The following is an 11,436-nucleotide window of genomic DNA, read 5'->3' as shown; positions in this document are numbered from 1 at the left end:
TTCGCCAACATCGGCGCGGTGCGCAACCTGACCGCACCGACCCTGCCGGTGTACCCGCCCACCGCCGACCGCTTCCACTGGCGCGTGCTGTCGCACCTGGCGCCAAACTACCTGTCGCTGCTCGATGCCGAGGTCCTGCGCGGCAGTCTTGCCCTCTACGACTGGACGGAAGGCGAGATGAACCGCCGGCGCATCGATGCCATCACGGACGTGCGGCACCGGCCCCTGCAAAAGCTCGTTAAAGGCGGCCTGCTGCGCGGCGTGGAGATCGAGGTATCGCTGGACAGCACCCGTTTTGCCGGCGAGGGCGACGTCGAGCTCTTCGGCGAGATGCTCAACCGGTTCCTGTCGCTCTATGCCACGCTGAACCTGTATACCCGGCTGGTGATCGTGTCGCAGCCAAGCGGCAAGCGGCTCGCATGGCCCGACAGCAAGGGCGAGGGGGCACCGTTTTGAGYYTGCCGAAWCTGMCAGCAACGCAGGCGCAGGAGAGCGCATTGCTGCCGGCGCTGCTCGCCCATGCGCCGCAGATGAACTTCTTCCGGCTCTGCGAGCTGATCGAACTGGCCGCGCCGCAGCAGCCGCCATTGGGCACCACCGATTCTCCTGCCAACGAGCCCGTGCGGTTTCGCTCGCACGGACGGCTAGGCTTTCCCGGGCGGGAGATCGATGCGGTGGAGCGCGACAGCGACCACCCCGACCGGCCACCGGTCGTGCGGACAACCTTCCTGGGCCTTTACGGCGTGGATGCGCGCATGCCCTCCTACTTCGTGGACGAGATTGCCCAGCGCCGCGACGGGGCAGAGCCGTTGGCGGCCTTTCTGGACCTGTTTCACCACCGGATCGTCACGCAGTTCTACCGCGTTGCGCGCAAGTACCGCTATCCGGTGGGCTTCCGGCAGGGCGGACAGGACCAGGTGTCGTGTTATCTGCTGAGCCTGCTCGGGTTGGGCCTCGGCAAGCCGGGCGCCGGACAGGCGCGGACCGAAGAGACCGTCGGCACGCGCAAGCTGTTGTCGATGCTAGGGCTGGCCAGCCAGCGCACACGCACCGCCGAAGGCCTCGCCGGCGTGCTGCAGCATGCCGTGCCGGACGCGCGCATCACGGTGGAGGAGCCACCGGGAGGTGACGGCGCTGTTGCGCTTCTACCTGGGCTATGCAGCGCACGCGCATCTGGAGATGCATGTGAGGCCCGCGCTGATGCCGGCGCCGGCCTTGAATTCGGACCAGGTGAGCCTGGGCTACACCACGCAGCTCAGGCGGCACAGCGAAGCCGACGCCCCGGGCGCCAGCGATGCCGTTACCCGCGTGCAACTCGGGAACTGGCGCGGGCACAACTCAACGCAGCAATACGCTGCACAAAGAGGATCAACACGATGAGGCGACAGCTTCGAAACGGTGCCCTACTGCTGGTTGCCACCCATATAGCTGGTTGCGGCGTGGGCCAGGCAGTCAAGGACAGCACGGTGGAGGCAGCGAAATGGGCCTTCACGACGCAGGTCAAGACCATGAGCCTCGATCTCACCAGCCGGCCGTCGTTAAATACAAACGGCGCCGGGCAATCGTTGTCGACGGTGGTGCGGATCTACCAGTTGAAATCGCCGCAGGCCTTTGAACAGCTGGGCTATGCGCGACTGCAGGCCGATGATCTCGAATTACTCAAGCCGGATCTGCTGGCGACCAAGGACGTCATCCTGCGCCCCGATGCGAGCGTGAGCTTGAGCGAGCCGATGCATGCCGAGGCGGAATATGTCGGGGTCATCGCGCTCTTCCGTAGCCCCGGCAAGGAGACGGTCTGGAAGCTGGTGGTGCCGAAGAAACAGTGGAAGAAGACCGATCCGGTAAGGATCGAGGTGCGAGGCAGCACGCTGGAGCTGGCGGGGGCCAGCTTTGATGGTTCCGGCGCAGTGGATGGCGGCGGCATGGGCAGACTAGCCACGGTGCAAGCGGCTGCTCGCTTGCCGATGTCACGGCTCGCGGGATGATACCGGTGCCGCTTTACTGATGAGGCGAAAGACGATGACGAATTCAATCAACGCAGCGCACGCACCGCAGCCGCAGGTGCCTGCCGCATTGCCGTCGGCATCGGGCGACGCAGCGAAGATGCATCCCGGTTACTGGCTCACGCACGTCGGCACCTGCTATCCCGGCCTGTTGGCGACAACGGACAAGTTGCGCGCCTTGCGTGATCCAGCGGCGCGGGGATGGCCTGACCACTACTACATTCCATACACGCTGCTTCGGAACATGATGATGCGCAGGCTCGGTCTGCGCCCAGGCGACCCGACGCCGAAGGGGCTGGTCACGCATTTGCAACTTGTGGCGACAATAGCGGCCTGGCGCGTGACGCAGGGGATTTACCGCATCGACCCGACGGTCTACGATGCCTTGTGCGCGACGCCCGTGACAGGGGAATTGCCCGCGGCGTTGTTGCGGCACTTGCCAGAATGGTGTGTTTATCTTGAGACGCCCGGCATGCACTGGGACGATCTTCTCGTTTACGGCGTCTTCGCCAACCTGTGTGAAACCAACACCGGCCGCGAGGTGCTGATGCTGCAGCTCAATTACACTGACGGCCTGCTCACCTGCCCGATCGATCTGACCCGCCGCACGTTGGGCGAGGCTATTCGCGGCATGTTTCAAAGCATGCGTGAGGACGGCATGGCGCCCGAACCAGATTTTGAGCGAAATATGCCGACGCTGCTGCCGCGTATTCTCTCGCTGCTCCTGTACCTGTGCAGCGAAGCCGCCGAAATCGGGGATGGTGCATCCCGGCCATCGCGGCCGGTGCCGAAGCGCACCAAGAAGGGGGTGCGCATGTTCGCCGCGCAGCGACCGGTGTGCTGGGACGTTGCCACGCGTCTGGGCGCCGCGCTGCGCCGTGCTGGCCCTGATGCCGCTGGCGATGCCGCCGGCGCTGGCGATGGTGCTGGGACTCATGCTGGCCCGCGCCCGCACATCCGGCGGGCACACTGGCACACCTACCTGAGCGGCCCGCGTGATAGCGCGAAGCGCACCTTGCGCTGGATGCCACCCATTCCAGTCAACGTCGAGACGCCGGACGATCTGGTACCCACGCTGCGAAGTGCTGGCACGGCGGACAAGGCGGGTGCCGGGAAGGGGGACTAGCGATGGGTTCGCGGCCTGCGTGAGCGCTGACGCGAAAAGGGGGCCGTGAGATTGGATCGGCCTGGATATCGGGATACCGGCGCCCTAACGCACCAGCGCCCGCAAGCCCCCCAGCAATTTCCCGATCTCCGCCTCGGTGGTCAGGTAGCTGACCGAGGCGCGGGCAATCTGGCTGAGTCCGCGGGCGTTCATATCCAGGGGCGTATAGGCGGTACCGTTGCTGCCGATCACCACGCCCTGCGCCGCCAGGCTGCGCTGCACCGACACGGGGTCCTGGCCGGCCACGTTGAAGGCCACCAGTCCGGAGCGCTCGCGGCCTTGGTCCAGCACCGTCACGCCGGGTATTCCGGCCATTTGCGCGCGCAGCGCCTGTGCGGTGGCATCGATCCGCGCACGGATGTTCTCAAGGCCGATCTCCAACGCTTCCTGCAGGGCATTGGCCAGGCCGCAGCGCAGCGCCATCGATGCTTCGGCCGATTCAAAGCGGGCCGCGCCAGGCCGCAGGACGGGGTCGCCGTGCGCATCCAGCGGCGCGGAATAGGTGTCCACGAATGCCGGCGTCAGGCGGGGCAGGAAATCCTGCCGCACATAGAGCAGGCCGGTGCCCCTTGGCCCGCGCAGCGCCTTGCGGCCGGCGCCGCTCAGCACATCGCAGCCTACCTGGGCCACGTCGACCGGCAACTGGCCCACCGCCTGTGCGGCGTCGATGAAGTAGGGGATGCCGTGGCGCCGCGCCACCTTTCCGATGGCCGCGGCGGGATTGATGAGTCCGCCGTTGGCCGGCAGCCAGGTCAGCGCAATCAGGCGCACGCGGTCGTCCAGCATGGCCTCCAGCGCCTCGGGATCCACGGCGCCGCTGCTATCGGACGGAATGGCTTCGATCGATGCGCCCGCGCGCTGCGCCGTGAGGCGCATGGCGGCCAGGTTGCCGCCCCATTCGTGGCGCCCTACCAGGATGCGGTCGCCGGGCTGCCAGGATCCCAGTGCGGCAAAGGCGGCGCCCCAGCCGGGCGAATTGCCGGTGGTCAGGGCGATCTCCGCCGGCTGGGCGTTCAGCAACCGCGCGGCAAGGGTACGCGCGCGTTCCGTTTGTTCGCGGGCCGCCAAGCCGGCCTCCATCGGCCCCTGCGTGGCTTCGCGCCACAGGTGGGCGTGAATCGCTTCCAGCGTGGCCGCGGAGGGCAGCGAGGCGCCGGCGTGATTGAAGTGCGTGGTGGTCAGCGTGCCTGGCGCGCGGGCGCGCAGCGCCTCCACGGCGGCGGGGGTGAGGGGAGGGGGCATGGGGGTTCCGGTGAGGCGCGTCGGGTTCAGGGCTGGGTCAGCGAGATCACGGCTTCGACTTCCACGGCAACGCCGCTGGGCAGCGACGCAACGCCAACCGCGGCGCGCGCGTGACGGCCCGCCTCGCCGAATACCTGCACCATCAGGTCCGATGCGCCGTTGGCGATGGCGCTCTGGCGATGGAATTCCGGCGTGCTGGCCACGAAGACGCCAAGGCGTACGACGCGGGCCACGCGGTCCAGCCGGTCGCCCGTGGCGGCGGCAATCTGCGACAGGATGCCCAGCGCCGACAGCCGCGCGGCCTGCACGCCGTCTTCGTCGGAGATGTTGTCGCCCAGGCGCCCCAGGTAGGCGGGCTGGCCATCCTTGCGTGAGATCTGGCCGGAGATAAAGAGCAGATTGCCTTCCTGCACGAACGCCACGTAGTTGGCGGCGGGAGCGGCCGCGGATTCCAGGGCCAGGCCGAGTTCGGCCACGCGGGCGGAGATGGAGAGGGTCATGTCGGTTACGCCGGAGCGAGGTTGGAAAACGCCAATCCTATCGGCTTGGCCACGTCGGAACCAATCAATTCTCGGCCCGCATGCATGAGCAAAACTAATGCGTCGCGGCTAATGCGTGCCGTCCATCGGGTCGCGGACGGCGGTTTCGATGAGCCACGCACGGAATGCCGACGCGGCCTCGCTCAGCGGGCCGCGCGGCGTGACCAGCCACCATCCGATGCCGGGGTCATCCAATACCGCGCCGGGCAGTGCCGGCACCAGTGCGCCGCTGGCCAGCTGCTGGGCGATCAGGCGGTGCCGGCCCATCGCCATGCCTTGCCCGGCGAGCGCCGCTTCCACCACGATGTTGTAGTCGTGCAGGCGCACGGTCTGTGCCTGGCCAAGCGCCAGGCCGAAGCGGCGGGCCCAGGCGTCCCATTCGAACGGATGCCTGGCATGCGAGGCCAGGAACGGGTAGCGCAGCAGGTCCTGCGGCTTGCGCGGGCGGTCCGGGCCCGCGATCAGCGCGGGGACGCAGACCACCGACAAGCGCTCGGGCATGACCAGTTGCGCGTCCACGCCCGGCCAGGCACCCCGGCCGTAGCGGATCGCCACGTCCACCTCCCCGCCCGCCACGTCCGCAAGGGCGATATCGGGGCGCAACTGCAGGTCGATGCCGGGATGCGCCGCCGAGAAGGCCGGCAACCGCGGCGCCAGCCAGCGCGTGCCGAAGGAAGCCAGCAGCCCCACGGTCAGGGCCGTGCGCGCGCCGGCGGGGGCGCGGATCTGCTCGGTGCCCTGGCGCAGCAGCTCGAACGCCGCATGGACCTGTGCATAGTAAGCCTGCCCCGCCTGGGTCAGCGCTACGGCGCGGGTGCGTCGCTCGAACAATGCCACGCCGAGGTTTTCTTCCAGTTTCTGGATATGGTGGCTGACCGCGCTTTGCGAGACGAACAGCTCTTGCCCCGCCTGGCTGAAGCTCAGGCGTCTTGCGGCCGCTTCGAAAGCGCGCAGGGACACAAGGGGCGGCAGGGATCGCGCGGAACGCATGAGGCTAGGCGGAGGGTTTGGGGAGCCCGTTATGCTACGCCTTGTTGAGGGGAGGTGCTTGCGGGCGGGGGCTGGCTGCTACTGCAGGGTGGGCGCGGGCGGCATCGGCGCGGCCCAGCGATAAACCAGCAGGCGCCCCTTATAGGCCTCCACGCCGGGGGAGGCCGCGCGGTCCAGCTTTTCCTCGCGCATCAGGAAACCCTGCTCGACCATCTGCCGGTTGAAGGCCGGGCGGTTGCCGCGGTCGGGATCGACGATCCAGACCTCGACGGTGGGGCTGGCATGGCGCCCGATAAAGTGAGCCAGGCTGGCATTGGCATCGCGCTCGTAGAGCAGGTCGCTGCCGATGATCAGGTCGAAATGGCCATGGACGTAGGCGCTGGCCGGGCTCGCACCCTCGGCGGCGTCCTGTTCAGGCGCCGTGGCGCTCCAGTGCCCGTGCCGGTATTTCATCGGCGCCAGGCCATTCAGGCGCACGTTCTCCGCCAGGAAGCTCGCTGCCATCGGATGGCAGTCGCTGGCGGTCATGTCGGCGCCGCGGCGGTGTCCCACCAGGCTGGCCAGGCCCAGGCCGCAGCCGATCTCCAGCACGCGTTCGGTGATATCCACCGGACGCGCCGCCATGCGGGCAGCCAGGTGCGCGCCGGATGGCCACAGCAGGCCGAACAGCGGCCACATGGCGGAAGAAATGCCCATGCGATCGGCTTCGCCGAGGGGGTCGTAGTACTGCTGTTTATCCAGCAGCGAGCGAATGACCAGGTCGGCTACGCCGGCGACGGCGATGCTCTCTTGCTTGGTTTGATAGCCGGGCATCAAGGGGGGAAGCCAGGACGCCGGCTTCGCAATGGGGAGGGAGCGGGTCAGTATGCCCGAAAAGCACCGCAGCAGCGCGGAAACAGGCCGCAAATGCGCCGAAGTGCAGCGAAAAATGCGGAAGACGGGTTCCGGACGCCGTAGCGGCCGTGGGAATGTGCGGGAAAGGCCAGCCGCGGCAGACCTCTGTCGCGCCCAAGCCATGTGCGAGAATCCGCGATAAACAAAACATCGGATATTGTTGTCCGCCTATTATCGGAGCTTATCGCCGTGACCATCCCATCCAGCGCGTCCATCCGCAAACGCCTGCGTATGCGGCACCTGCAGCTGATGCTGGCGCTGTCGGAGTCGCCCTCGTTGCGCCAGGCGGCGGAAGGGCTGGCGCTGACCCAGCCGGCGGCCACAAAGTCCTTGCAGGAATTGGAGGATGTACTTGGCGTATCGCTGTTCACGCGCCACGCACGCGGGCTGGACCCCACGGTGTCGGGCAAGGCGGTGATGCGCTACGCGCGGGTGGTTTTTGCCGATATGGACGAGTTGCGCGAAGAACTGGTCGCCATCCAGGCTGGCGATGTCGGCAAGGTGCGCGTGGGCGCCGTGATGGCGCCGGCGCCGGATTTGCTGACCCAGGTGATTGTCAGGCTCAAGCAAGCGCATCCGCGCCTGCACATCATCGTGCAGATCGATACCAGCGATGTGCTGGTGCACGCCCTGCAGCAGGACCAGATCGATATCGTGCTGGGCCGCATCCCGGATGGCTGGCCGTCGGAGGAGCTGTCGTTCGAGACGCTGGGGGAGGAGGCGCTGTCCATCGTCACCCGCGTGGGGCATCCGGCGGCGGAGCACGGCAAGCTGAAACTGGCCGCGCTGACGGAATACGCTTGGATCATCCAGCCGCACCCCAGCCCGATGCGCCAGATCATTGACCAGACCTTCCGCGAGAACCGCGTGCCGCCGCCGGTGAGCACGGTGGAGACGTCGTCGATCCTCACCACGCTGTCCGTGCTGCGCGAATCCGACATGCTGGCCGTGCTGCCCACCTCGGTGGCCCGCTACTACGAAGACCTGAACATGATCGCCACGCTGCCGGTGGCCTTGCATGGCCGGCTTGCACCCTATGGCCTGGTGCTGCGCAAGAGCCGCCCGCCCACGCCCGCCATGCAACTGGTCATCGACATGCTGCGCGCGGGCGGGCAGGACGGGCAGGGCGGGGCGGCCGCCGTCAGGCCCTGATCCCGCGCACTCACTCCGCCGAGATTCTGGCTCGCCGGACCACTTCGCCGTAGCGCTGCATCCGCTCGGCCATCATCCGTTCGAAGGCGGCCGGCGCCATCTCTTCCGGCGGGAACACGCCGCGCGAGCGCAGGGCCGCCTGCATGGCGGGGTCGCTGGCGGCCTGGCGCACCGCCTGGTAGAGCTTCTGCACCACCGGCTCGGGCGTGCCGGCAGGCGCGGCAATGCCCGTCCAGGAGCTCAGGTTGAGCTGCGGATAGCCCAGCTCGGCCATGGTCGGCACATCGGGCAGCTGCGGCAGGCGCTGTTCGGAAGCCACCGCCAGCGCGCGCACCTTTCCTTCCTTGATGTAGGGCAGCATGATGACCAGGTTGTCGAGGATGAACTGGACCTCATTGCTCAGCACGGCCGTGATCAAATGCGTGCCGCCCCGATAGGGAATGTGCGTGGCATAGATGCCGGTGCTGGCCTTGAGCATCTCCACATTCAGCTGGCCCATGCTGCCAACCCCGCCGCTGCCGTAGTCGAGCTTGCCCGGGTTCTTTTTCGCGTAGGCGAGGAACTCCGCGAAGGTACGCACGGGCAGGCTCGAGTGCACCACCAGGGCGTTGGGCTGGCGGCCCAGGATGGCGATGTTCTCGAAATCCTTGATCGGGTCGTAGCCCAGCTTCGGTTGGGTCAGCGGGTTGGCCAGGTGACTGCTCTGGGAGGACACCACCAGCGTATAGCCATCGGGCTTGCTGCGCGCCACCGATTGCGTGGCGACCGAGCCGCCCGCGCCCGGGCGGTTGTCGACGACCACCGGCACGCCGAGGATGCGCGAGAGCGGCTCCGAGTACTGGCGGGCCATGATGTCCACCGAACCACCGGGCGGAAAGGGCACCACCAGCGTGATGGGGCGCGAGGGATACGCGCCTTGCGCTTGCGCGGCCAGCGGCGCGGCACACGCGAGCGCGGCTACGCTGAGGCCGGTGCGGAGGAAATGGCGGCGAGAGAATGGCACGTTCGGCATGGCAGTGTGGTGAAGGTAGTTAAAGTCGGATGCAGGGAAGTGCCTCGGCTCACCGCAGTGCGAGGATGGCTAGCGCTACCGCCTGCGCGCGCGGCACGAAGGTGGCAAGCTCGCAGTACTCGCGCACGGTGTGCGCATGGCCGCCCACCGGGCCGGTGCCGCACAGCGTGGGCGTGCCCACCGAGGATGTGAGCCCGCTGTCGGCGGCGCCGCCGGTGAATTCGCCCTCCACCGAGAAGCCCAGCTGCTGCGCGCCGCGCTGGTACAGCGCCAGCAAGTCCGTGGGCGTCTGGGTCATCGGCCGGGTGCGGCGCATGTCGGTGATCCGGCCCGTGGTACGCGGCAGCGATTCGGCCTCGATGATGGCGCGTATCTGCCCGACCAGCGCGTCGATGTCCGTGTCGGCGGTGAAACGCACGTCGAGCTCGGCCTGCGCATGCGGCGCCACCATGTTGGGCACGATGCCGCCCTTCACGCAGCCCACATTGGTGGTGATGCCCTGCCCGGCGTCGGTCAGCGCATGCAGCGCCAGGATCTTGCGCGCGAGCGCGTCGATGGCGCTGGCACCCTGGGCATGGTTGACGCCCGCGTGCGCGGCCACGCCCTCTACCTCGAATTCCACCACCATCGACCCCTTGCGCCCGGTCACCAGGTTGCCGCTGACGCGGCCGGGCTCGGCGTTGAACACGGCACGCGCGCCGCGCGCCACGTCCATGATCCGCTCGCGGGTGGCGGCCGATCCGATTTCTTCGTCGCAGGAAAAGAAAAGGCGCACTGGCAGGGCATTGCCGCCGCAGCGCGCCAGGGCCTCGGCCACGAACACATTCATCACCAGGCCCGATTTCATGTCGGCGACGCCGGGCCCGTAGGCAAGCCCGTCTTCCACGCGGAAGGGACGGCGCGCCGCCGTGCCGGCCGGAAACACGGTGTCCATATGGCCCATGAGCAGGATCGGCGCGCCATCGCCGGCGCCGGGCACCAGCGCATCCAGGCACACGCCGTAGCCGGGCACGGCATGCAGCGTGACCGCAATGCCGGCAGCTTGCAGGTGTCCGCGCAGGACCTCTGCCACGGCCGTCACGCCGGCTTCCTGCCGGCTGCCGCTGTCGATGTCCACAATGCGCTGTAGCAGCGCCTGCATTTCGGCCTGCTGGCCACCCAGCCAGTCGATCACCTCGCCCGCCGCGTTGGCAAGCATCTCGCTATCCGCCATATACCCCCGCTCCTTCCATCGTGTGGAGATGATTCATGTATTGCAAAAGTGCTATGATCATGCAATATGCATTGCAGCGTGTCAACGCCATGAAAAATCGACAGGAGCTCCCTCAACACAGCGCCACCCTGCTTGAGCGCCTCGCGCGCGAGGCGGCCACGCTGACTACCCGCGAGCACGCGCTGGCCGATGCACTGGGCCGCGACTATCCGCATGCGCTGCTGGAATCGGCCACCTCGCTTGCCGCCCAGCACGGCACGAGCGCCTCGACGGTGGTGCGCCTGTTCGCCAAGCTGGGCTATGCCAGCTATGCCGACGCCCAGCGCGAGGCGCGGGCCAGCGTGACGGCGCTCCTGCCCACCGCGGGCCAGCGCGCGCCGGCCACGATCGGTGGCAAGCGCACCTTGCGCGCCTGCGTGGACGACGCGCTGCTGCACGACCAGCACAACCTGGCGGCCACCCACGAAGTGCTGGACATGGCGGCCTTCGAGGCGATCGCGCGTCTGCTGGCCGAACCGCGCGGGCGGTTGTTCGTGCTGGCGCAGAAAAACAGCGCGCCTGTGGGGGCATGGCTGGCGCTGCATCTGAACATGTGCCGGCCGCAGGTTCAGGAGTTGGGGGCCGGAGCGGTGACTGCCACGGACGCCATGCTGTGGGTGGAGCCCGAGGACGTGCTGCTGACGTTCAGCATCCGCCGCTATTCCAGCGCGCCGGTGAGCATCGCCCGTGCTTTCCGCGAGCGCGGTGCGCGGGTGATCGCGATTTGCGATAGTCCGGCTGCGCCACTGGTGCCGCTGTCGCATCATCATCTGCTGGTGCGTACGGGTAATGCTTCCCCCTTTGATTCCTATACGGCGGCCTTCTTCCTGTGCAATGCGCTGGTCTCGGCGGTAGCGCAATTGCGTCAGCCTTCGGTCATCAAGGCGTTGCAGCGGCGTGATGCGCTGTGGGAAGCCTTTGAGGCGGATCCTGTTGAGGGGTTGAGGCGGGGGTAGGCTGGTGTTGGCGTCGCCGGCGATTTCTCCGCTTAGGCGGGGTGGGCGTTTTTGGTGGGGTTTTATTGCTTCTAGCTGCTGTCGCGGCTGTACGGGGTTGGCCGTTTACGCACACGGAGGTGTCACTTTTCTTTACTCGCCCTCCATGTCAGGATACTTGTCGCCTCCGTTTCCTTAGTGAAGCAAAATGGAGGGCGGTGTGCGAATAGGTGATGACACGATATGCAACCG

Annotated in this window: 11 protein-coding genes and 1 pseudogene; 6 read left to right on the top strand and 6 right to left on the bottom strand. The window is 67.5% G+C overall.

Annotated elements, in window-relative coordinates:
• The 4 genes and pseudogenes from AC1DS6_RS41775 to AC1DS6_RS41760 form a co-directional block, all read left to right on the top strand.
• On the top strand, positions 1 to 456 hold a 456-nt coding region (locus AC1DS6_RS41775), incomplete at its 5' end, for a type VI secretion system baseplate subunit TssF (protein ID WP_477104710.1).
• A gap of 74 nt (positions 457 to 530) precedes the next feature.
• A pseudogene (tssG, locus tag AC1DS6_RS41770) lies at positions 531 to 1,380 on the top strand (type VI secretion system baseplate subunit TssG).
• Entirely contained in the window at positions 1,377 to 1,985 is a 609-nt protein-coding gene (tssJ, locus tag AC1DS6_RS41765; RefSeq protein ID WP_441637082.1) for a type VI secretion system lipoprotein TssJ, read from the top strand. Before tssG ends, tssJ begins: the two are co-directional and overlap by 4 nt.
• Before the next feature lie 34 nt (positions 1,986 to 2,019).
• Entirely contained in the window at positions 2,020 to 3,129 is a 1,110-nt protein-coding gene (locus tag AC1DS6_RS41760; RefSeq protein WP_477104709.1) for an AcrVA2 family anti-CRISPR protein, read from the top strand.
• A gap of 84 nt (positions 3,130 to 3,213) precedes the next feature.
• On the opposite strand, the gene AC1DS6_RS41755 is transcribed toward AC1DS6_RS41760, so the two are convergent.
• The 4 genes from AC1DS6_RS41755 to AC1DS6_RS41740 form a co-directional block, all read right to left on the bottom strand.
• Complete coding sequence (locus tag AC1DS6_RS41755; protein WP_441637078.1) at positions 3,214 to 4,410, bottom strand: aminotransferase class V-fold PLP-dependent enzyme; 1,197 nt, start codon at positions 4,408 to 4,410, stop codon at positions 3,214 to 3,216.
• A 26-nt stretch (positions 4,411 to 4,436) separates the two neighbouring features.
• On the bottom strand, positions 4,437 to 4,910 hold the full coding sequence (locus AC1DS6_RS41750; RefSeq protein WP_045242426.1) for a RidA family protein: 474 nt from the start codon (positions 4,908 to 4,910) through the stop codon (positions 4,437 to 4,439).
• A 108-nt stretch (positions 4,911 to 5,018) separates the two neighbouring features.
• Positions 5,019 to 5,939, bottom strand: coding sequence for a LysR substrate-binding domain-containing protein (locus AC1DS6_RS41745; protein WP_441637074.1), 921 nt, complete (start codon positions 5,937 to 5,939; stop codon positions 5,019 to 5,021).
• Between the two features lie 78 nt (positions 5,940 to 6,017).
• Complete coding sequence (locus tag AC1DS6_RS41740) at positions 6,018 to 6,752, bottom strand: class I SAM-dependent methyltransferase (protein WP_441637072.1); 735 nt, start codon at positions 6,750 to 6,752, stop codon at positions 6,018 to 6,020.
• 312 nt (positions 6,753 to 7,064) lie between these two features.
• Between AC1DS6_RS41740 and AC1DS6_RS41735 the strand changes: the two genes are divergently transcribed.
• Positions 7,065 to 7,985 carry a LysR family transcriptional regulator gene (locus AC1DS6_RS41735; protein ID WP_477104711.1) on the top strand — a complete coding sequence of 307 codons (921 nt, stop codon included), beginning with the start codon at positions 7,065 to 7,067 and terminating at the stop codon, positions 7,983 to 7,985.
• Positions 7,986 to 7,995: 10 nt separating this feature from the next.
• Here the strand turns inward: AC1DS6_RS41735 and AC1DS6_RS41730 are convergent, their stop codons facing one another.
• Positions 7,996 to 8,997 carry a Bug family tripartite tricarboxylate transporter substrate binding protein gene (locus tag AC1DS6_RS41730; RefSeq protein WP_477104708.1) on the bottom strand — a complete coding sequence of 334 codons (1,002 nt, stop codon included), beginning with the start codon at positions 8,995 to 8,997 and terminating at the stop codon, positions 7,996 to 7,998.
• Between the two features lie 49 nt (positions 8,998 to 9,046).
• Positions 9,047 to 10,210 carry a M20 family metallopeptidase gene (locus AC1DS6_RS41725; protein ID WP_477104707.1) on the bottom strand — a complete coding sequence of 388 codons (1,164 nt, stop codon included), beginning with the start codon at positions 10,208 to 10,210 and terminating at the stop codon, positions 9,047 to 9,049.
• An 89-nt stretch (positions 10,211 to 10,299) separates the two neighbouring features.
• Here AC1DS6_RS41725 and AC1DS6_RS41720 point away from each other — a divergent pair, with 89 nt between their 5' ends.
• Positions 10,300 to 11,205 carry a MurR/RpiR family transcriptional regulator gene (locus tag AC1DS6_RS41720; RefSeq protein WP_477104706.1) on the top strand — a complete coding sequence of 302 codons (906 nt, stop codon included), beginning with the start codon at positions 10,300 to 10,302 and terminating at the stop codon, positions 11,203 to 11,205.
• Positions 11,206 to 11,436: the final 231 nt, after the last annotated feature.

The organism is Cupriavidus sp. 05L310 (assembly GCF_056398185.1).
This window is presented reverse-complemented; position numbering and strand designations above follow the sequence as displayed.